At 74.2% G+C, this 21,552-nt stretch carries 18 protein-coding genes; 12 read left to right on the plus strand and 6 right to left on the minus strand.

Translation table 11 applies throughout. The annotated features are described in order from the left end of the window. From C1I98_RS42855 to C1I98_RS42860, 6 genes are all read right to left on the minus strand, one after another. Positions 1–237 (minus strand): phosphopantetheine-binding protein (locus C1I98_RS42855; RefSeq protein ID WP_233507862.1); only part of this gene is annotated, 237 nt, incomplete at its 3' end. Further along, on the minus strand, positions 234–1,970 hold the full coding sequence (locus tag C1I98_RS14280; protein WP_267898046.1) for an acyl-CoA dehydrogenase family protein: 1,737 nt from the start codon (positions 1,968–1,970) through the stop codon (positions 234–236). The genes C1I98_RS14280 and C1I98_RS42855, both read right to left, overlap by 4 nt. Further along, positions 1,882–2,706: a thioesterase II family protein gene (locus C1I98_RS43865; RefSeq protein WP_111167661.1), complete on the minus strand. Its 825-nt coding sequence runs from the start codon at positions 2,704–2,706 to the stop codon at positions 1,882–1,884. Before C1I98_RS43865 ends, C1I98_RS14280 begins: the two co-directional genes overlap by 89 nt. Further along, positions 2,703–5,603 (minus strand): type I polyketide synthase, encoded by a 2,901-nt coding sequence (locus C1I98_RS14290; protein ID WP_111167662.1) that lies wholly within the window; start codon positions 5,601–5,603, stop codon positions 2,703–2,705. Before C1I98_RS14290 ends, C1I98_RS43865 begins: the two co-directional genes overlap by 4 nt. Continuing rightward, positions 5,600–6,868, minus strand: a complete 1,269-nt coding sequence (locus C1I98_RS14295) for an MFS transporter (protein WP_111167663.1) — start codon at positions 6,866–6,868, stop codon at positions 5,600–5,602. Before C1I98_RS14295 ends, C1I98_RS14290 begins: the two co-directional genes overlap by 4 nt. 78 nt (positions 6,869–6,946) lie before the next feature. Continuing rightward, positions 6,947–10,171: a non-ribosomal peptide synthetase gene (locus C1I98_RS42860; RefSeq protein ID WP_199536946.1), complete on the minus strand. Its 3,225-nt coding sequence runs from the start codon at positions 10,169–10,171 to the stop codon at positions 6,947–6,949. Positions 10,172–10,657: 486 nt separating this feature from the next. On the opposite strand from C1I98_RS42860, the gene amcB reads away from it, so the two are divergent. From amcB to C1I98_RS14360, 12 genes are all read left to right on the plus strand, one after another. Next, entirely contained in the window at positions 10,658–10,957 is a 300-nt protein-coding gene (gene amcB, locus C1I98_RS14305) for a cispentacin biosynthesis acyl carrier protein AmcB (protein ID WP_199536947.1), read from the plus strand. Positions 10,958–10,971: 14 nt separating this feature from the next. Continuing rightward, the gene (amcC, locus tag C1I98_RS14310; protein WP_111167664.1) at positions 10,972–12,372 is read left to right on the plus strand and encodes an amipurimycin biosynthesis protein AmcC; all 1,401 of its coding nucleotides are present in this window, start codon (positions 10,972–10,974) and stop codon (positions 12,370–12,372) included. Further along, positions 12,369–12,833 (plus strand): acyl-CoA thioesterase, encoded by a 465-nt coding sequence (locus tag C1I98_RS14315; protein ID WP_111167665.1) that lies wholly within the window; start codon positions 12,369–12,371, stop codon positions 12,831–12,833. Before amcC ends, C1I98_RS14315 begins: the two co-directional genes overlap by 4 nt. After that, positions 12,820–13,341, plus strand: coding sequence for a cispentacin biosynthesis cyclizing decarboxylase AmcE (gene amcE, locus C1I98_RS14320; RefSeq protein WP_199536948.1), 522 nt, complete (start codon positions 12,820–12,822; stop codon positions 13,339–13,341). The genes C1I98_RS14315 and amcE overlap by 14 nt, the downstream gene beginning before the upstream one ends. Then, positions 13,338–14,510, plus strand: a complete 1,173-nt coding sequence (gene amcF, locus C1I98_RS14325) for a cispentacin biosynthesis acyltransferase subunit AmcF (protein ID WP_199536949.1) — start codon at positions 13,338–13,340, stop codon at positions 14,508–14,510. Before amcE ends, amcF begins: the two co-directional genes overlap by 4 nt. Continuing rightward, positions 14,507–15,046, plus strand: coding sequence for a cispentacin moiety biosynthesis protein AmcG (gene amcG / locus C1I98_RS14330; RefSeq protein WP_111167667.1), 540 nt, complete (start codon positions 14,507–14,509; stop codon positions 15,044–15,046). Before amcF ends, amcG begins: the two co-directional genes overlap by 4 nt. Then, positions 15,043–16,431: an adenylate-forming 2-oxoglutaryl-ACP ligase AmcH gene (amcH, locus tag C1I98_RS14335; protein WP_111167668.1), complete on the plus strand. Its 1,389-nt coding sequence runs from the start codon at positions 15,043–15,045 to the stop codon at positions 16,429–16,431. The genes amcG and amcH overlap by 4 nt, the downstream gene beginning before the upstream one ends. Positions 16,432–16,457: 26 nt before the next feature. Further along, positions 16,458–18,023 (plus strand): amino acid adenylation domain-containing protein, encoded by a 1,566-nt coding sequence (locus tag C1I98_RS14340; protein WP_158558033.1) that lies wholly within the window; start codon positions 16,458–16,460, stop codon positions 18,021–18,023. A gap of 9 nt (positions 18,024–18,032) precedes the next feature. Then, positions 18,033–18,722, plus strand: coding sequence for a class I SAM-dependent methyltransferase (locus C1I98_RS14345; protein WP_111167670.1), 690 nt, complete (start codon positions 18,033–18,035; stop codon positions 18,720–18,722). A 9-nt stretch (positions 18,723–18,731) separates the two neighbouring features. Further along, positions 18,732–20,024 (plus strand): diaminopimelate decarboxylase family protein, encoded by a 1,293-nt coding sequence (locus C1I98_RS14350; protein ID WP_111167671.1) that lies wholly within the window; start codon positions 18,732–18,734, stop codon positions 20,022–20,024. Positions 20,025–20,151: 127 nt separating this feature from the next. Continuing rightward, the gene (locus tag C1I98_RS14355) at positions 20,152–20,979 is read left to right on the plus strand and encodes a 2,3,4,5-tetrahydropyridine-2,6-dicarboxylate N-succinyltransferase (protein WP_111167672.1); all 828 of its coding nucleotides are present in this window, start codon (positions 20,152–20,154) and stop codon (positions 20,977–20,979) included. Further along, positions 20,976–21,552, plus strand: a 577-nt coding sequence (locus C1I98_RS14360) for a Rossmann-fold NAD(P)-binding domain-containing protein (RefSeq protein WP_497844786.1), incomplete at its 3' end; no start/stop codon positions are given. The genes C1I98_RS14355 and C1I98_RS14360, both read left to right, overlap by 4 nt.

Raw genomic sequence — 21,552 nt, forward strand, 5'->3', positions numbered from 1 at the left:
GGGCTGGGCGGTCAGGGCGGTGGTCAGGGTGGCGATGGTCGGGTTGTCGAGGATGAGGCGTATCGGGACCTTCAGGTCCGCCGACTCGCGCAGGCGGGCGGCGATGCGGATGGCGGTCAGGGAGTGGCCGCCGAGTTCGTAGAAGTCGTCGTCCGCGCCGATCCGGTCCAGGGCGAACACCTCGCGCCAGATTTCGGCGACCAGTTCCTCGATGTCGTGCGGGCGATGAGTGGTCACGATCCGCTCCAGCGGTCGTAGGGGCCGATCAGGAAGTCCAGGGCGCCGTCGTCGCGCAGCCAGGCGTCGCCGAGGGCCGCAGGGCCGGGGCCGTGCCGTACGGCCTCGCCCGTGAGCTGTGACCAGAGCCGGTCCAGGCGGTGCGCGGACGCCGCGCAGGCGACGTCCGCCAGGTCGAGCGCCGCCGCCTCGCCCCGCCGGGCGAGGCCGGCCGCGCGGGCGAGCACCACGCACGCGCCGAGCAGTTCGGTCGCGATCCGGCCGAGCAGGGCGAGCGGGCGCTGCCGGGTCAGCAGTTCCGCGAGCGGGAGTTCGCCGGTCATGGCCCGGCACCGCTCGGCGAGCCGGTCCGCGTGCGACTGGACGAGACGCGCGTGGTCACGCAGCCCCGCCGGGAAGCCGGGCGGCGGGACCGGCTCCGGCCCGGCCGCGGGCGGTCCGCCGGACCCGTAGAAGGGCCGCAGGCTCGCCTCGGCCGACCACAGGTCGAGCATGAACTCGACGCCGCCCGCCACCCGCAGCCCGCGGGCGTCCCGGAAGCAGCGCTCCACCGGCAGCGGCGGCGCGCCCCGCGCCGCCTTGCTGCCGGCGGTCTCGTACCCCTCCGCGCCCATGAGCGCCATCGTGCCGTCCACGGCCCGCCAGGCGGCCAGCGCCATCAGGTTCTTGGCGGCGGTCAGGTCGGGGCAGGTGTCCGCGCGCCCGGCCCCGAGCAGGCACCAGGTCAGCAGGCTCTCGATGTGGAAGACCTCGGCGGCGTTCTCCGCCACCCGGCGACGGATCTCCTCGTACTCGCCCAGCGGCCGCTCGTTGATCGTCCGCCTGCCGACGAAGTCGCGCGCCCACAGCAGCGACGCGCGGGCCACGGCCAGCGAGACGGGCGCGATCAGCAGGTGCCGCCCGAAGAGGGCGAGCTGCCCGAGGTCGGCGGTCGCCATCTGCGCATCGGCCCCGTCGCCGGAGGTGGTGGGCTGCATCCGCCACGCGCCGGAGGACTCCGGCATCATGTGCTCGGCCGGTACGCGCACCCGGTCCAGGCGCAGCCGGCCGAACGCCGCGCCGCGCAGCCCCATGAACTCGTGCGTGCCCGCGACCTCGAACCCGGGGCTCGCGGTGTCCACGAAGAACAGCCTGACCTCCTTGCCACCGTCCGCGTCCGTGACGGTCGCCGACACGTCCACCAGCTCCGCGACCGGCCCGTTGCCGATGAACACCTTCTCGCCGCTGATCAGGTACGCCGCCCCGCCCTCGACGGGGACGGCGACCGTGGTCCGCCCCCGGTTCCCCGCGCCCGCCACCTCGGCGTCGGCGGTGCCGGAGACGAGCCCGGCGGCGACGCGCCCGGAGATGAGGTCGCGCAGCGGCCCCGGCGGCAGCGCCTGGAGGTACACCCCGGAGCCGAAGCCGTTGTGGATGGCGAGCGTGAACGCAACCGGCGTGGACCAATCCGCCGCCGCCTCGACCACCCGGCAGGCGTTCAGCCAGGACAGGCCGAGACCGCCGAGCGCGGGGTCGATCATCAGCCGGAGCAGACCGGCGTCCTGGAGGGCGGTGAGGAAGCCCTCCGGCAGGCGTCCGTCCCGCTCCACCGCGGCCGGATCGACGTGCTCGGCCAGGAGCCCGCGCAGCCTGGCGACCGCCTCGTCACCCCCGCGAAGGTCCGCCTGATCCTGCTCGGGGAAGGGAAGCAGCAGGTCCCACCGTACGCGGCCCAGGTACAACTCCCGCAGCAAGCTCGTCGAGGCCGGTGGCGAGGTATCGGAGAAGGTCATCGGTGCGCTCCCGGAAATAGAAGTGGTCTCCTGGGAAGGTCCGTACGGTGCAGGGGCCGGTGGTGTACCGGGCCCACGCGGTCAGCGCCTCGCCGCTCTCCTCGTCCTCCTCCCCGCCGAGAACGACGAGCGGGCAGGTCAGCGGCTCGGCGGGGGAAGGGCGATAGCCCGCGACGATCTTCAGGTCGGCCCGTACCGCCTTCAGGGCCGCGGCCAGGACCTCCGGGTCGGCCTTGACCTCCTCGGGCAGCGGGCCGTGCGCCCGCTCGACCGCCGCCGCAAGGGCCAGGTCCGGCAGCTCGGCGAGCCCCGGCTCGGGTTCGTGCAGGTGCGGCGCGCGGTACCCGGACAGGTACAGCGCGGCCGGTCCGGGCATGCCCCGCTCGCGCAACTCCAGCGCCGTCTCGTGCGCCACGAGCGCGCCCAGGCTGTGCCCGAACAGCACGTACGGCGCGGCGAACGCCACCTCCGACACCAGCGCCCCGACCAGTTCCGGCATGCCGCCGGGCGGCTCCTCCGCCCGCCGGCTCCCGCGCCCGGCGAACTGCACCCCCCAGACCTCCACGCCGGGAAGGGCCCCCGACCAGCGCATGTACTCGCCCGGCGAACCACCGCTGTGCGGCAGGCAGTACATCCTCAGCGGGGCCCGCGGGCGGCGTTCGCGGCACAGCAGCCAGCGCGGCCCGGAGCCGGTCACGATCCCTCCCGCTCGCCGAGTACGGACGCCAGCGCGGCCACGGTGGGCGCGCGGAAGAACGCGCGGACGCTCAGCTCGACCCCCAGCTCGGCGCGCAGGCCGGCCACCAGACGCGTCGCGATCAGCGAGTCGCCGCCCAGGTCGAAGAAGTCGTCGTGGACGCTCAGCGACGCCATGCCGAGGGCCGTGCGGAAGGCGGCGGCGATGACCTCCTCGGTGCGGGTCCGCGGCTCGACGAGTTCCGTGCCGTGCTCCGGTACGTCGGCCGGATCGGGTACGTCCGCCGGGTCCGGCCCGTCCAGGCGGAACCGCCTGCGCTGGAACGGATATGTGGGCAGCGGCACGCGCCGCGGCCGGCGGCCCTGGTGCAGCGCGGGCCACTCGATCGGCACCCCCGCCTGCCACAGCAGGCCGGTGGCGTGCAGCAGCGCCGCGGCCCCGCCCCCGCCGTCGGCGGCGTGCGGGAGGCTCTGCGCGACCGGCGCGCCCGCCCGGTACTCGGGGTGCTGCCTGGCCAGGCCGGTCAGCGTACGGCCGGGGCCGACCTCCAGCAGCGCGTGCTCCCCGGCGGTGAGCAGGGTCCGCAGCGAGTCCGAGAAGCGCACGGTGTGGCGCAGGTGGGCCGCCCAGAACGCCGGATCGCACGCCTGCTCCGCGGTGACCGGCTCCCCGGTGGTGTCGGAGATCCAGGGGATCGCGGGGGGCCGCGGCGTGACCTTACGGACGATCGCGGTGTATCCGGCCAGGGCGGGCTCCACCAGCGGAGAGTGCGCCGCCGCGCCGATCCGCAGCGGGCGCGCGGCCACGTCCTGTTCCAGGAGGCGGGCCAGCAGCCGTTCGACGCCCGCGGCCGGGCCGGTGACGACGCACTGCGCGGGGCCGTTGACGGCGGCGATGGTCAGGCCGTCCGCCAGCATCGGCAGGACCGCCGCCGCCTCCATGGGCACGGCCAGCATCGAACCGGCCGGCAGGCCGTCCAGGATGCGCCCGCGGGCGAGCACCAGCCTCAGGGCGTCGGCCGGCGTGAGCACCTCGGCCGACGCGGCGGCGGCGTACGCGCCGAGGCTGTGGCCGAGCACGACGGCGGGTCTGACGCCGCGCGCCCGCCACAGTTCGGCCAGGCCGTGCTGGACCGCGAACAGCGCCGGCTGGCACACCGCCATCGTCTCCAGCCGCGCCTTCGCCGTGGGCACGGCGTCCGCACCGGGGTACAGCACGTCCCGCAGGTCGAGCCCCAGTTCCGGCGCGGCCTGCTCGGCGCAGGCGTCGATCGCGTCGCGGAACACCGGCTCCCGCTCGTACAGCTCGCGGGCCATCCCGACGTGCTGGCCGCCCTGCCCGGGGAACAGGAAGGCGACGCCGGGCGCGGTGGCGGCGGCCCGGCCGGTCACCAGGCGGTGCGGCGCGGCCTCGCGCAGCGCGTCCACCGCGTCGTCCATGTCCTGGCACACCGCGAACGCCCGGTGGGCGAAGTGCCTGCGGCCGGTCTGGAGCGTCCAGGCGACGTCCGCGAGCGGCTCGCCGCCGGTCGCCAGGCGCTCACCGAGCCGGCTCGCCTGTTCGGCGAGGGCGGGCCCGGTACGCGCGGCCAGCACCAGTAACTGCGGACCGGCCGGGGGGTCCGCCGCCGGGTCGTCCCATTCCTCGACGACGACGTGGGCGTTCGTGCCGCCGAGCCCCACGGAGTTGACCCCTGCCCGGCGTGGGGCCCGCCCACTCGGCCAGGGCGTCGCCTCCCGCCGCACCACGAACGGCCCGGAGTCGAAGTCGATCTCCGGGTTCGGCCGGTGGAAGTGCGCCGTGCCGGGGAGGAGTTCGTGCCGGAGCGACAGGACGACCTTGATCAGCCCGATCACGCCGGCCGCGGTGTCGGTGTGCCCGATGTTGGACTTGACCGAGCCGAGCAGGCAGAAGCCCGTCTCCCGGGTGCCGAGCCCGAACGCCTTGGCCAGCGCCCGCACCTCGATGGGGTCGCCGACCGGGGTGGCGGTGCCGTGCGCCTCGACGTACCCGGTGGTGGCGGGGGAGACCCCGGCCAGCAGGTGCGCCGCCCGCACGGCGGCAGCCTGCCCATCGACGCTCGGCGCGGTGAACCCCACCTTGCCCGCGCCGTCGTTGGTGACCGCGGACCCCCGGATGACGGCGTGGATCCGGTCGCCGTCGGCCACCGCGTCCGCCAGCCGCTTGAGCACGACGATCCCCGCGCCGTCACCGGACACGGTTCCCGCGGCGTCCGCGTCGAACGGCCGGCAGCGCCCGTCGGGGGCGAGCACGTCGTCGTCGCCCTGGCTGTCGGTGGGGTGCGGCACGCGGATCGTCGCGCCGCCGGCGAGGGCGAGGTCGCACTCGCCCGCGAGCAGTCCCTGCACGGCCTGGTGAACGGCCACCAGCGAGGTGGAACAGGCGGTCTGCACGGTCACCGCCGGGCCCTTCAGGTCCAGCTTGTAGGCCACCCGGCTGGTCAGGAAGTCCGCGCCGCAGGCCAGCCGGAACTGCCAGTCGGTGACGCCGGGGAACAGGTCGCGGCGGGCCTGGAGCTGGGCGAGGTGGTCGGTGTCCCCGCCGCCGCCGTACACGCCGATCGCGCCGCGGTACCCGGCCGGGTCACAGCCCGCGTGCTCCAGGGCCTCCCAGGCGCACTCCAGGAAGACCCGGTGCTGGGGATCCAGCATCAGCGCCTCGCGCGGGGAGAGCCCGAAGAAGCCCGCGTCGAAGAGGTCGGCGTCCGGTACGACGCCGTGGGCGGACACGGTGCCGTCCTCCCTCGGCGTCCGCGTGATGGACTCGCGCCCGGCGGCGAGCCCCGCCCAGAAGGCGTCCACGTCGGCCGCGCCGGGGAACCGGCCCGCCATCCCGATGATCGCGATGGACGTCTGCTCCACGTCCGGGGTCGTCATGACGGCTCTCCCGTCCGCGCGGGCTCCGGACCGGCGTCCGCGCCGGACGGCACGGCGTCCTCCCGGAAGCCGCGCACCGGGGAGAACAGCGGCGGCAGCAGCGACACGATGTTGAGGACGGCGGCGATCCAGAACACCCCGCGCAGCCCTATCGGGTCCACCAGCAGCCCGCCCACGGCCGCGCCGAGCGGGATCACGCCCCAGGTGACGAACCGGAAGACGGAGTTCATCCGGCCGAGCAGGTGTCCGGGCGTCACGATCATGCACAGGCTGACCTGCAGCACGTTGAAGATGTACGCCCCGACGTAGACCACGAACAGCCCGGCGGCGAAGCTCACCGGGCCGGTGGACAGCGGCAGGATCGTCGCGCCCCCGCTGAACAACAGGATCGAGATGATGAAGGTGGGCCCGGTGCCGAAGCGCCTGGCGGCGGGTTCGGCGATGAGCGCGCCGACGAGGCCGCCCGCGTTGCCGACCGCGAGCACGACGCCGATCACGCCCGCGCCGAGGCGCAGTTCGTCGGCGGCGAAGACGACCTGGAGCGCGAGCACGGCCGCGAACGCGAGTTCGGCCAGGGTGGCGCAGAGGATCAGCGGGCGCAGCAGCGGATGGGAGAACACGAAGCGGACGCCTTCGGCGATCTCCCTGCGCAGCCCGAGCCGCTCCGTGGACCCGGGCCTTCGCTCCTCGCCCTTGATGAAGAACAGGAACACCGCGGAGGCCAGGTAGGTGACCGCGTCGGCGAGGATCGCCAGGGGCGCGGTGATCAGCTCCACCAGCAGGCCGCCGGCCCCCGGGCCGCCGAGCTGCGCGACCGAGCGGGACAGCTCCAGCTTGCCGTTGGCGTCCACGAGCCGCTTCTCCTCGACCAACTCGGGCAGGTAGGACAACTGGGCCACGTCGAAGAACAGCGTGCCCAGCCCGATGGCGAAGGCCACCGCGTAGATCAGCGGCATGCTGAGCGCGTCCAGCCACACCGAGACCGGTACGGCGAGCAACGCCGCGGCCCGCAGCAGGTCGGTGAGGATCAGCACCGGCCGCCGGGGCAGCCGTTCCAGCCAGACGCCCGCCGGCAGGCCGATGACCAGGATGGGGACGTACTCGATCGCCCACACCAGGCTGATCTCCAGCGCCGAGGCGTCGAGCAGCAGCAGCGCGGTGAGCGGCAGCGCCAGCAGGGAGATCTGCGTGCCGCACAGACTGACGGTCTGGGCGGCCCACAGGTTGCGGAATCCGGCGACGCGGATCAGGCTCTTGCCCGCCACCTCACGCCACCTCGCCGGGGCGCGTCATGGCGGCGGCGGCGCGTCGCGGTGCGGCGTTGTCGTGGAACACCAGTGGTCTCACTCCTCAGGGGTGGCGCGGTGGTCATCGACGCGGCGGCGCTGAAGTCCGAGGCGGGCCCGGCCGGCCGCCCGCCGGTCGGCGGGTTCGATGGGTTCGGCCGGCCCTTCTTCCTCGTCGAGGTGGCGGGCGAGGGCCGCGATGGAGGGGAACTCGAAGAGCGTTACCATCGGCACCCGCCGGCCCAGCGCCTCGGTGAGCCGGGCGTGGGCGGCGGCCAGGGTGAAGGAGGTGCCGCCGAGGTCGAAGAAGTTGTCGTGCGCGCCGATGTGGTCCAGCTCCAGGACCTCCTGCCAGATCCGCCGCAGCAGGCGCTCCCGTTCGCCGCCCGGTGCCGCCTCCCGCGGCCGGTCGGGGGCGCCGGTGGAAGGCAGCGGCCACGGCAGCGCGTCCCGATCGACCTTGCCGGAGGTCCGGATCGGCAGGTCGGCCACGACCGCGAGGCGCGGCACGAGCGCGGCGGGCATGGTACGGCGCAGTCCGGCGCGCGCGGCGTCCTCGTCGAACCCGGCGTCCGGCACGATGTAGCCGACCAGGATCTGATGGCCCAGGCGGGTGGTGCGGACCGCCGCGGCGGCGGCGGCCACGCCGGGCAGCCGGCGCAGCGCCGCCTCCACCTCGCCCAGCTCGACGCGCCGGCCGCCCAGCTTGACCTGCTCGTCCATCCGCCCGGCGAAGACCAGGCCCTCCGGTTCTGCCCTGACCAGGTCCCCGCTGCGATAGGCCCGCCGCCACCCTAGGGAGGGCAGCGGGGCGTACTTCTCCGCGTCCTTGCGCGGGTCCAGGTACCGGGCCAGGCCGACCCCGCCGATCACGAGCTCGCCCACCTCGCCCATGCCCACCGGCTCGCCGTCCGGGCCGATCACGGCCAGGTCCCATCCGTCCAGGGGCAGCCCGATCCGCACCGGGTCTCCGGAATTGAAGGGCGTGGCGCACGAGGTCACGGTGGCCTCGGTGGGGCCGTAGCTGTTCCACACCTCGCGGCCGGGGGCGGTGAGCCCTTCGATCAGCTCGGGAGGGCACGTCTCCCCGCCCAGGATCAGCAGCCGCACGCCGTCGAACGCGTCGGCCGGCCAGCGCGCGGCCAGGGTGGGCAGCGTGGAGATGACGGTGATGCCGTTCTCCTTGATCCACGGGCCGAGGTCCGCGCCGGTGCGGACGAGGGCGCGCGGCGCGGGCACCAGGCACGCGCCGTTCCGCCAGGCGAGCCACATCTCCTCGCAGGAGGCGTCGAAGGCCGCCGAGAGCAGCGCCTGCACGCGGTCTCCCGGCCCGATCGGCCGGTCCTTCAGGAACAGCCTGGCCTCGGCGTCCACGAACGCCGCCGCGCCGCGATGGGTGGCCACGACCCCTTTGGGGGTGCCGGAGGAGCCGGAGGTGAAGATGACCCACGCGTCGTCGTCCGGGCCCGGCCGGGCGGCGCCGCCCGGTGCCGGTCCGCGCGACCGGCATCGGTCCGTGACCGTGATGTGGCGCTCGCCGGTGATGACCGCGTGGACCCCGGCCTCGCCGAAGATGAACTCCCTGCGCTCCGCCGGGTCCTCGGTGTCCACCGGGACGTAGGCGGCTCCCGCCGCGAGGACGCCCAGGATCGAGACGTACAGCTCGGCGGTGCCGGAGGGCAGGCACACTCCCACCCGGTCACCGCGCCGCACGCCTGCCGCCCGCAGCCGGTCGGCCAGCGCCCCGGCCTCGGCGCGCAGCCCGGTGTAGTCCAGCCGGACCCGCCCGTCGTCCAGCGCGGCGGCGTCGGGAAAACGGTCCGCGGTCGCCTCCAGCACGTCGAGCAGGGTGCGGGGGGCGGGCGCGCGCCCGGCCGCGGAGAAGACCGAAGGGGCCCGCTCGCCCGCCCCGAAGCCGGGAGAGGCCGCCGTCACGGGGGCGTCGGGGTCGGCCACGGCGGCGGCGAGCACCTGGCGGTAGCGTTCGCCGACGGCCCGGACGGTACCGGCGTCCACCAGGCCGGTGTCATAGGTGATGGTCAGGTCGAAGTCGTCGCCGGTGGGCGCGGCCCGGAAGATCGTGAAGTCGAGGCCGGCCTTGGGGCCGGTCGGCATGAGGTCGATCAGGGACGCGGCGAGGCCGGCGAAGCGCGGCTCGGCCATGGGGGTGGGCTCGAAGCTGAACAGGGCCTGCACGAGCGGGTTGTGGTGGGGGTCGCGGTCCGGGACGAGCGTCTCCACCAGCGTCTGGAACGGCACCCGCCGGTAGGCCAGCAGGTCCGTCACCGACTCCCGGGTGCGCCGCACCACCTCGGCGAACGACGGGTCGCCGGACAGGTCGAAGCGCACCGGCAGCGTGTTGACGAAGAAGCCGATCACCGGTTCCAGCTCCGCCGCGTCCCGCTCGTTGACCGGGGTACCGATCAGCAGGTCGCGCGCGCCGGTGAGGTCGCCGAGCGAGACGGCGTAGGCGGCGATCATCGGCACGAACGGCGTGACCCGCATCCGCCGGGCGAGCGCGAGCACCCCTCCCATCAGCGACCCCGGCAGCCGGACGTGATGGTTCGCGCCGGTCCGCCGCCGGGACGGTCCGCCGGTCGCGTCGCGTACCGCGCCGGCGCGGAAGTCGATCACGGTGGGGGCCGCGGCCAGCCGTTCCCGCCACCACGCCGTCTCCGCGGGGTCCGGCGGACGCCACCGGGCCGCGTACTCACCGAACCGCACGGCGAGCGGCGGCGGCTCCGGCTCGCCCGCGTACCCGCGGGCGAGCTCGTCGAACAGCACGTGAAGTGACGGCCCGTCGCAGACGAGCTGGTGCAGGAACAGACCGAGGACGTGCCGGCCGGCGTCGAGCCGGATCAGCCTCGTGCGGACGAGCGGCCCGGTCGTCACGTCGAAGGGCTCGTCGGCCCACCGCCGCAGCATCTCGCCGGCGATGTGGTCGCGGCGGCCGGCCGGTTCTCCGGTCAGATCGACCGGCCGCAGGTCGATGGGCGGCGGCGCGGGCGCGACCCGCTGGTACGGCTCCTGGCCGCCCATCGGGAACGTCGTCCGCAGGACGTCATGCCGGGTCAGCACCCGTCCGATCGCGCGGCCGAGCGCCGCCACGTCCAGCGGGCCGTCCAGCCGTACGGCCAGGGGCACGTTGTAGGCGGAGTCGCCGGGGTGGATCTGCCCGAGGAGCCACAGCGCCCGCTGCGCGACGGTGAGCGGAGGCCGCCGGCCGTCGTCCCCGCCGGGGGAGAGGCCCGGGTGCCACCCAGGAATCATGTCGCCGTCCACGTGTGAATCCACCGCCTCAAATGTCGTGGTGGTCGAAGAACCGGGGTCCTCGCAGGGAATGGGTCGCCTCGGGCGCGGCGGGCAAATGACTCTTTACTTCCTGTCGTCCAATAGCGCGCCAGGTTTTCCCGGAATTGGGGGGAAGTCGTCCCGATCGTCCGGTGGCAAGGTTAATCAGAGGTTGCCGGAAATGATGCGATCGGAAACGAGGGGGTGGCCATGTCGGAGACTCGTGTATGACTTGTTTACCCTGAGTGGAAATTCGGTCAGGAGCTGGGATGTTGTAATGGCGTATTGTCACGGGCTGATCGGCTAGGTATCGTCTGTTCGGGCCAGGCGAGAAACTCGCAGGTCAGATCCGCATCCCTTGCACTCGACGGTTTCGTGCCGCGGCATCACCATGTCGCGTAAAGCGCGGTGTTCCGCATGACCGACCTCTTTTCCACGCCTTATGACCATCCCTCCTGAGTAAGGAGTGCCGGCCGCATGCCATCCATTCAAGAGACCGCTGAGATCGAGCAGGCGATCAGGTCGATTCTGATTAAGGAGCTGTTCGTCGAGGTGTCGGATATCGGCCTCGACGACGGACTGAGAAGCATTGCGGGGCTCGATTCTCTGGGCTACGTCGAGCTGCGCGTCCAATGCGAGGACAGGTTCGGTATAGCCATCTCGGAGAAGGACTTCACGCCGGAGAACTTCGCCACCATCCGCTCCCTCGCCCGGCTGGTCGAGGAACTGCGGGCCCGCGCCTCCGGGCCCGGCGCGGGCGCGGACCCGGCCCAGTGAGAGGGCCGCACCGGATGCTCGACGAAGGCCGCACCCGTGTCCTTCCGGACCCGCCCGAGGCCGGCGGGCCGGACCTCGGGTTCGACCGGTCGGTGCACATGGACCACTACGGAACGAGGCTGCCCTTCTGCTGCGTCGGGGCCAAGGGGATCGTCCAGCGGTTCGTCGAACTCGGCGGCCCGCACGCGGGGCGGTCGCTGGACGTGCTCGACGCGAGCGGCGGGTACGCCTCCGCATGCCTCGGAGCCGGTTCACCGGTGATCGCCGGCGCGCTCCGGCGGGCCATCGAGGACAGCGGATACGTGACCGACGAGATCGCCTCACTGGAACGTGGCCGGGTGCTTGCGCGCCTGTTCGGCCCCGGCGGGCTGTGGTCCGACCGGTTCCCCGCCGGCGACTACCACGTCAGCGGCCGCAACTCCGGTTCGGAGGGGATGGAACTGGCGCTGCGCCTGGTGCTGGAGTCCCGCTTCGACCGCCGCCGGCTGCGGGCCGCCGAAGGCCGGGAGGACCGAAACGTCATCCTCGCCTTCGAGGGGGCCTGGCACGGCTGGACGGGCGCGCTGCTCCCGCTGATCAACCGGCGGCACTACCGAGCCGGGCTGCCCACCCTGGCCGCGGAGCCGTACGGCATCACCGTCGAGCACATCCCGTTCGGCGAGATCGAGGCGGCAAGGGAGTACTTCGCCGGCAACGGGCACCGGCTGCTGGCCGTGTTCATCGAGCCCGTCCAGGGCGACGCCGGCATCCTCACCCCGCCGCCCGGCTACCTGCGCGAGATGGCCCGGCTGTGCCGGGACGGCGGCGCGCTGCTCGTCGCCGACGAGATCCTGACCTTCGCCAAGACCGGCGGGTTCTTCGGCATGACGGACGACGAGGGGCCCATCCCCACCGACGTCACCGTGCTCGGCAAGAGCCTCGGCATGGGCGTGCTGACCACGTCCATGGTCGTGGCCCGCCGCGACCTCACCGTACGGGAGACCGGCGCGGTCGCCACCTCCGACCTGCGCCCGATCACCTGCGCCGTGATGGGCGCGGGCATCGGCCACATCCACGCCGAGGGCCTGCTCGAACGCTCGCGCGAGGTGGGGGGGCACCTGGGGACCCTGCTCCGGCGCGAGGTGGTGGAACGCTTTCCCGACCTCTACCGGGAGGCCAGGGGACTGGGCGTGATGCACGGCGTGGAGCTGACCGAGTCCGCCGCCAGGGACGTTCCCGCGTTCCGCGAGCACATGATCAGAAACGGGGTGTACGTGGAGTTCATGGCGGGCGCGGGACGGCGCTCGCACGGCCTGCGCTACGTCTTCCCGACGATGCGGGTCGCCCCGCCGCTCATCGTCACCGCGCCCGAGGCGGAGTCGATCGTCGAGCGGATCGCCGCCGGCTCCGAGGCGATCCGCGAGGAGGCGAGGTGAGTGCCGCCCCCGCGCCCGGTACGCTCCCGCCGGCCGCCGTCCGGCACCGCGTCGAGCACGTGGACATCGACGCCTCCGGCGTGGTCCACTTCGCGCGCCACGCGTCCCTGCTCGAAACCGCCGCCCTTTCTGATCTGGACCGCCTCGGCGCCGGGATCGACGTCCTGGCCGGCCTCGGCCTCGACCTCGTCGTGGTGGACCTGCGGATGCGCTACCAGGCCCCGGCCCGCTTCCTCGACCACCTGGACCTCGCGGTCTGTGTCCTGCACGTCGGCGCGGCGAGTTTCCGGCTGTCCGGCACGATCTCGCGCGTGCCGTCCGGCCCCGGGGCCGAGGCCCAGGTGCTGTCCACCGGCGTGTTCGTCTTCGGCGTGGCCGGCCGGGCGTGCGGCACGGCCCGCCCGCTCCCGGAAAAGCTCCGCACACTGCTCAAGGAGTGCCGCCGACATGCAGACATCTGAGCCGGTCAGCACGGCTCCCGCGGGCCCGGCCGGGCTCGCGGCAGAGGCCAGGACCATGGGTTTCACCGAACTGAAGCAGTGGCTCCGCCACCGGCACCCCATGATCTACATCGACCGGGTGCTGGACTACGCGCCGGGCTCGCACCTGACCAGCAGCCTCCTGGTCTCCGGGACGATGGACGTCATCGCCGGGCACTTCCCGGAACGCGCGATCTTCCCGGCCAGCCACCTCACCCAGGCGTTCGCCCAGTCGGGGATCATCCTGTACCAGGTCAGCACCACTCCCGTCGCCGACGACGAACTGACGCTCATCGGCTCGATGAAGTCGCGGTTCACCCGCATCGTGGTCCCCGGCGACCAGGTGGTCTTCCGGGTGTGCAGCGAGCGGATCGAGGACGCGGCGTTCTTCTTCTCCGGCCGGGCGACGGTGGAGGACCGGCCCGTGGCCGTGTTCAGCGGCACGCTCGTGCGGGTCAAGGTCGCGGACCTGGGGAGGATGCTGTGGTGAGCGGCCCGCCCGCCGCCCGGGACCGGGAGCGGCCGGAGGTCTGGATCACCGGAATGGCGTGGTCCACCGCGCTCGGCTCGGGCCTGCGCGAGGTGTGGGACCGCCTGCTCGGCGGCGCCGGCGGCATCCGGCCGGTGCCCTCGCCGCACCCGCTGCGCAACGACGGCGCCGCCGTGCTCGCGGACCTCCCGCTGGAGGAGGACCCGCGCAAACGGCAGCACGTCCTCACCCGCGACACCGTGGCGGACGCCGTGGCCGACGCGGGGCTCGAGGTCACCGATCCGCGGCTGCGCACGGTCTTCGGGACCAGCTTCGCCGCCCATCTCGACACCACCGGCGTGACCTCCCTGGACGACTGGTGCGCGGAGGTCACCGGCGCGCTGGGCATGGCCCACGCCCCGGTCTCGCTCACCACGGCCTGCTCCTCGGGCTCGGACGCCCTCCTGGTCGGCGCGGAGCTGATCGGCGGCGGTGACGCGGAGATCTGCGTCTGCGGCGCGGCGGACGTCATCACCCCGGCCAAGCGGCTCGGCCACTCGGCGCTCGGCACCATGTCACCGACCGCGCTGCGGGCGTTCGACCGGGCCCACGACGGGACGCTGCTCGGCGAGGGCGCGGCCTTCCTGGTGCTGGAGTCCGGCCGTTCGGCCAGGGCGCGCGGGGCCCGGCCGCACGGATACCTGGTGGGCGCGGGCTCGGCCAACGACGCGGTGAACACCGCGGCTCCGGATCTGTCCGGCGACAGCGTCGTGGCGGCCGTGGGCCGGGCACTGCGGTCGGCCGGCCGGTCGGCCGCGGAGGTCGCCGTGATCAACGCGCACGGGTCCGGCACACCCGTCAACGACCTGGTGGAGTGCCGCAGCTACGCACGCGTGTTCCCCGGGGACGGCGCGGACGGCGCGGCGGGTACGCCGCCGCTGGCGTTCGCGACCAAGGGCGCGTTCGGGCACACGCTCGGGGCCACCGGCGCGCTGGAGGCCGTCGCCGTGCTGCTGGCCCTGCGGGACGGGGTCGTGCCGCCGGTCCACGGCCTGACGAACGTCATGCCGGGCTTCCCGCTCCGGCTGCCGCTGGGCGGCCCGGCCGCGTTCGAGGGCCGGATCGGGCTGAGCGTGACGCTCGGCTTCGGCGGGTTCAACACCTGCCTGGCCTTCGAGGCGGCGCGATGAACGAGATCAGCGCCGCGTTCGGCCCGATCGGCGGCGAGGGCGTCGTCGTACTGGCGACGGGGGAGGCCACCCGCGCCGAACTCCGCCCGGTGCGCAGCCGGATCCCCTCCCTGTACGCCGACCCGCTCGCCTGGCTCGTCCTGGACGCCGTCGAGGACGCCCTGTCCACCTGCTCTGACGAGCTGTACGAGGCCAGGGACGAGGTGGCCGTCATCCTGATCAGCCCGTTCTGCACGCTCCAGACGATGGAGGCGGTCGCGCGGTCCGCGCCGGGCGGGCGGGTGTCCCCGCTCCGGTTCGCCGGGGCCAGCCCGGGCGGCGGGGGCAGTCTCACCTGCGTCGCCCGCGGGTTCAGAGGGCCGTCGCTCACCCTGGCCACCCGTCCGGGCAACGGGCTCCCCGTCGCGCGGACCCTGGCCCGCTCCTGGCTGCGCTCGGGGCAGGCCGCGTACGCCGTGGTCAGCGCGCACGAGGCGATGGCGGAGGGCGGGCACCGGGTGCGCACCGCCGTGCTCGGAACGGAGCCGCGCCGATGAGCGCGATCCAGGTGGACGACCTTCCCGGCCGGGACGAGCTGCACGCCTTCCTCGCCGGGGTCGTGGACCTCGCCCGGCCCGGCCCGGCGGTGCCGCTGTCGTCCGTCGTGGACGACGTGGCGGGCCTCGGCACGCCGCCGGGGACCCCGGTCCTCATCGCCATGCCCAACGGGACCCCGCTGCTCGCCTGCTTCTTCGCGGTCCTTCTCACCGGCGGGGTGCCGGTCCTCGTGCCCCCGTCGGCCGGCGCGGCGCGGATCGAGGCGATCGGCCGCCGGTTCGGGGCCGGCGCGCTGATCGCGCCCAGAGTGGACCCCGGGCGGTACGGCGCGGCGGCCAAACAGCGGGCCGGTGACGGCGAGGCCGTCCGCGCCCCCTGGCCGGAACGGCGCCGGTACGAGCCCGGCGAGGTGATCGTGATGACGTCCGGCACGTCCGGCATCTTCAGCGGTTGCCTGCACGGCATCGGCTCGCTGCTGCGCAACGCCGGCCTGCACGCGCGGGCGATCGGCCAGCGCGGCGGCGACACGATGCTGCTCAACCTCCCGCTGCACTACTCCTACGGCCTGGTGGCCCAGGCGCTGGCCGCGCTGGTCACGGGCACGCGCCTGGTGGTGTGCGGGCCGCCGTTCACCCCCGCGGCGTACGCGGCGGCGCTGCGCGAGCACGGTGTCACGCTGTCGTCGCTGACCCCGGCGCTGGTCGTCCGGCTGGCCGGAACCGCGGCCTGGTCGCGGCCCCTGCGGGTGCTCACCGTCGGCGGCGACCACCTCGCCCCGGAACACGTCGGGCGGGTGCTCGCCGCGCACCCCGGACTGGAGCTGTACCTCACCTACGGCCTCACCGAGGCCGGACCACGGGTCTCCACCCTGGCGGCCCGACTGGAACCCCCGCACCGGCACGCCTCGGTGGGCCTGCCGCTGCCCGGCGTCACCACCGCCCTGCGCCCTGCCCCGCGCGGCGACGGCTCGCGCGAACTGCTGGTGGAGTCGCCCACGGTGCTGCGCCGGCGGGTGCCGGACGACCGGCCGGACCCGCTGGTGGCCCCCCGGACGATCGCCACCGGCGACCTCTTCGAGATCGACGAGGACGGCTACCACTACTACCGGGGACGGCTGTCGGACTCGCTGGTCGTCAACGACGAGAAGGTCTGGCTGCCGTCGGTCCGGGAGCTGGCGGCGTCCATCCCCGGGGTGCTGCGGGCCACCACGCGGGTGTACCAGAACGACGACGAGCCCCGGTACGACCTCGACATCTACGTGGACCGCCCGGACCAGGCCCAGGCGCAGGAGATCGAACGCACCCTGCGCCGGCTGCTGCTGCGGGCCGAACGGCCCTCCCGGATCGTACTGCACCCGATCTCGGACGCGGGCTGGCACAAATGAGCACCGCATCGACGGCGGGAGAGACGATGCACGACCTTCGACACGCGACCGGGACGCCCCCCGTGCTGCGGGCCGTGGCGGACCGGGTCCGTGCGGCCCCGGCCGCCGAGGCGGTCACGTTCGGCGGGCGCTCCATGACCTACGGCGAGCTGTGGGCCGCGTCCGGAGACGTGGCCGGCCGCCTCGCGGCCCTCGGCGCGAACGCGGGCACCCGGATCGGGCTCTGCCTGGACCGGTCGGCCGAGCTGGTGGTGGTCCTCGTCGGCGTGCTGCGGGCCGGCGGCGTCGCCGTCCCGCTCGACCCGGCCTACCCGGTGGAGCGGCTGCGGTACATGTGCGCGGACGCCGGCGCGGACATCGTGGCCGGGCATCCGGGCCCGCTGCGCAGGCTCGGCGGATTCGATCCGGTGGCCGCCGAGGGCCCGCTGGTCTACGCCCGGCGGGCCGGTGACGGCGACGAGCCCCGCCGTACGCCGGACGCGCCGGACGACGACCTCGCCTACATCGCCTACACCTCCGGCTCCACCGGCGTGCCCAAAGGCGTCATGTTCCGGCACGAGAGCCTGGCCAACCTGATCTCCTGGCAGATCGGCGCGAGCGGCTGCGGCCCGGGGGACCGCACGCTCCAGTTCTCCCCGGCCGCCTTCGACGTCATCTACCAGGAGGTCCTGACCACGCTCGGCGAGGGCGGCGTCGTCGTCTGCTGCGCCGAGGACGAACGCCAGGACCCGCAACTGCTGTGGGACCTGATCGCCCGCGAGCGGATCAACCGGCTGTTCGTGCCGTTCGCCATGCTCCGCTCGCTGGCCCTGTTCGCGCACGACGTCACCCCCGAGTCCCATCCGCTCCGCGAGATCTATTCGACGGGCGAGCAGATGCAGTGCGGTGACCGGCTGCGCGCCATGTTCCGGCGGCTGCCCGGCTGCCGGCTGGCCAACCAGTGGGGGACCACCGAGACACACGTCGCGACCAACCACTGGCTGCCCGCGGACGTGGCGGCATGGCCGGCGCTCCCGTCGATCGGCGAGCCGATCAGCCGCACCCGCGTCCTGGTCTGCGGCGAGGACGGCAGGCCGGTGCCCGCCGGGCGGACCGGGGAACTGTGGATCGCCGGGGCGGGCGTCGGCCCCGGATTCGTCAACCGGCCCGACCGCACGGCGCGCGACTTCGTACCCGATCCGCTGGACCCGGCCGGCCGCGCGTACCGGACCGGCGACCTCGGGCGCGTCGGCCCGGACGGCGAACTCGAATGCCTCGGCCGGGGCGACGGCCAGGTCAAGGTGCGCGGCTTCCGGGTCGAGCTGGGCGAGATCGAGATCCTGCTCTGCTCGATGCCCTCGGTGGCCGAGGCGGTGGTCGCGCTGGCCGGCGCGGACCCGCAGGAACAGCGGCTGCTGGCGTTCGTCGTGACCACGGCCGTGCCGTTCGACCGGGACGAGGCGCTGGCCGCGCTGCGCGACCGGCTGCCGGAGCACATGGTGCCCTCACGCGTCGAGGTGGTCCGCGAACTGCCCAGAACCGCGAGCGGCAAGCTCGACCGGCTGGCCGTCGGCCGGCCCGCCAGAACACAAGACGAAGAGACACGGACCTGAGTGAATGCCATGAATCGCCAGTTGGAGAACCTCGAAAAGGTCTATCTTCCCTCCGCCGACGGGCAGCCGAGCCTCTTCCAGATCTGGGAGCAGGGCGGCGCGCGCGACGACTCGGTGACCCCGTCCACCTACTCCGCCGAGTACCGCGACTGGATGACGGGCACGCTGACGGCCGCGCTCGACCGTGCCCCCGGCGGCGGCCTGCTCAGCCTGGGCTGCGGCAACGCGGCGGTGGAGGCCGAGATCGCCCGGCGCGGCTACCGGGTGCTCGGCGTCGACGCGATGGCGGAGGCGGTCCTGCTCGCCAAGGCCAAGGGCGTGGAGGCCGTGTGCGCGGACATCGGCCACTGGTTTCCGGACGCGCACTGGCCGGTGATCTACATGGACGGCGTGCTCGGGCACCTCTACGAGCCGTGCGCCGGCCTGCGTCCCGTCCTCTCGCGCATCCGTTCCTGGCGCACGCTGCCGGGCGGCAGCGGCGGCGCGACGCTGGTCGCCTCCAACGACGCCCCGAACGACGGGGCGTCCGCCCAACCGGCGCCGGGCGTCCCCGGCTTCCACTGGCTGTCCGGGGAGTACATGCGCGACCAGGCGCTCGCCTCGGGCTACGACGACGTGGCGCTGGAACAGGTCGTCTACCGGCGTCCGCGGTCCGGGGACCGTGTCCGGTCGATCATCATCGCCCGTGCCCATGCGTAGGGAGCCCCCATGCCGATGAGTCCCGCCTTCGAGCAACGCCTCACCGCGGTGCTGCCCGCCGTCGTCGAGCGCTTCGGCACGCCGTTCCACATCTACGACGCCGCGGGCATCGGCCGGACCTGCGAGCACTTCGAGCGCGCCTTCGCGGGCATCGACTGCCGGGAGTACTTCGCGGTCAAGGCGCTGCCCAACCCGGCGGTGCTGCGCCTGCTGGCCCGGCACGGCCTGGGCTTCGACACCAGCTCGCCGGCCGAGCTGACCCTGGCCCGCGCGGCCGGGGCCACCGGCCGCGACATGTGCTTCACCTCCTCCAACACCAGCGCCGCCGAACTGGCCGCCGCGCTGGACGCCGGCGCGATGATCACCGTGGACGACGAGGCGGTGCTGAACACGCTGGCCGACCGGCTCACCGTCCCCGGCGAACTGGCCTTCCGGGTGAACCCCGGCCGGAACCTGCCCGGGGAGGGCGACCACCTGTTCGGCGACCCGGAGGCCACCAAGTTCGGGGTGCCCGCGGACCGGCTGACCGCGCTCTGCGCGAGGGCGCGCGATTTGGGCGTGCGGGAGTTCGGCCTGCACATGATGGTGGCCTCCAACGTGCTGGGCGCGGACCCGCTCCTGTTCACCCTGGACTTCCTGCTGGAGCGGGCGGGGGAGATCGAGGCGGCGACCGGCAGGCCGGTGACGTCGCTCAACCTCGGGGGCGGCATCGGCATCCCGTACCGCCCGCAGGAGCAGCCCTTCGACCTGCCCGCGTTCGGCGCGGCCGTACGCGCCCGCCTGGCGGCATGGGGGCCGCCGGACCGCGCCCGGCCGGCGATCCGCTTCGAGTGCGGGCGCTACATCACCGGCCCGCACGGGGCGCTGGTGACGCGCGTGACCAACCGGATGGCCAAGTGGCGGACGTTCGCCGGCGTGGACGCCGGCATGGTCGCCCTGATGCGCCCCGCGCTGTACTCCTGGGCCTACCACCACATCACCGCGCCGTTCGCCGAGGGACGCGAACGCGAGGTGGTCGATGTGGTCGGGTCCCTGCCGGAGAACAGCGACCGGCTCGGCAGGGATCGCGACCTGCCGGTCCTGGCCGAGGGCGACGTCCTCGTCGTCCACGACACGGGCGCGCACGGCCACGCCATGGGCTTCAACTACACCGGGCGGGGCCGGCCGCAGGAACTGATGCTGCACCCGGACGGGTCCGTCGAGCTGATCCGCCGGGCCGAGACCGAGCAGGACCTGTTCGCGACGCTGGAGTTCGCGCCGCGCCGCCTGGCGGCCCCGTCCGGGCAGCAGGTCCCGTCGTGATCCGGCGCTGGCAACGGCCCGTCAGGAGGCGGCCACGTCCGCCTCGCCGCCGTACAGGAACCCGGACTCCTCCGGCCACGGCTCGCCGCCTGGGCGAACGACCCCGCGAAGGAAAGGAAGCGGCCGCATGCCGTCAAGTGACCTGCCCGCCGAGATCGACGCCCTGTGGGCCGGGCGGGAGGATCTCGGCCCCGTCGACACCGATGCCCGCGACACGGTCGTTGCCGCGATCGACCTGCTCGACCGCGGTGCCGCGCGGGTGGCGTGGGTCGATCCCGGCTCTGACCGGGTCGTGGTGGACGAACGGGCCAGGCGGGCGATCCTGCTGTCGTTCCGCCTGCTGGAGGTGGCGGAGTCCACCGCCGGACCGTTCCGGCACCATGATCGGATCCCCCTCAAACGCGACTTCCCCGGCGTGCGGGTCGTCCCCGGAGCCATCGCGCGCTGGGGCAGCCACCACGAGCCCGGCGTGGTGCTCATGCCGTCGTTCACCAACATCGGCGGGTTCGTGGGCGCGGGCACGCTCGTGGACACCTGGGCCACCGTGGGCTCGTGCGCCCAGATCGGGCGCAACGTCCACCTGGCCGGAGGCGTGGGCATCGGCGGCGTGCTCGAACCGCCCACGGCGGTGCCCGTGGTGGTCGAGGACGACTGCTTCGTCGGCTCACGGTCGCTCGTCGTGGAGGGGGCCCGGGTGCGCACCGGGGCGAAACTGGGCGCGGGCGTGGTGCTGACCGGCAGCACCCGCGTCTACGACGCCGAGACCGGCGACGAACTGCCCAGGGGCGAGGCGCCGCCCTGGTCGGTGTGCGTCGGCGCGACCCGCCCCCGCACCTACGGCGGCGGCACCTTCGGCATGTCCTGCCTGCTGGTGATCAAACGCCTGGAACCCGGCGAGGTACACGACAAGCTGGCCCTGGACCTGCTCTTCCGCCTGCACGGGGAGGCGGAATGAGACCCGGTGAGCGCCCGAGCCTGTGGCTGCGGCGCGAGGCCGGGCCGACCGAGCTGCGCGCGCCGATCGCCCCCGCCGCCGCCCGCGCGCTGATCGCGGCCGGAATCGCGGTGACCGTGGAGGACTGCCCACGGCGGATCTTCCGCACCGAGGAGTACGCGGCGGCCGGCTGCCGGATCGCCGGGCCGGGCACCTGGCCGGACGCGCCGGACGACCACTACGTCATCGGGCTGAAGGAACCGGAGGACGATCCGCTCCCGCTGCGGCACCGGCACCTGTTCTTCGGCCACGCCTACAACGGGCAGCGCGGCGCGGGACGCCTGCTGCGCCGCTTCGCCGAGGGCGGCGGCAGCCTGCTCGACCTGGAGCACGTGACGGACGCCGCCGGAGTACGGGTCGCGGCGTTCGGCCACTGGGCCGGGTACGTGGGCGCGGCGCTCGCCGTACTGCACGCCGGGGGACTCCTGGACGCGCCGCTGCGCCCGATGTCCCTGCCCGCGCTGGAGGCGGCGCTGCGGCGGCCGCGCGAGCGGGTCGCGACGGCGCTGGTCATCGGGGCGCTCGGCCGGGGCG

Origin of the sequence: Spongiactinospora gelatinilytica (assembly GCF_003236385.1) — a bacterium.
GTDB lineage: Bacteria > Actinomycetota > Actinomycetes > Streptosporangiales > Streptosporangiaceae > Spongiactinospora > Spongiactinospora gelatinilytica.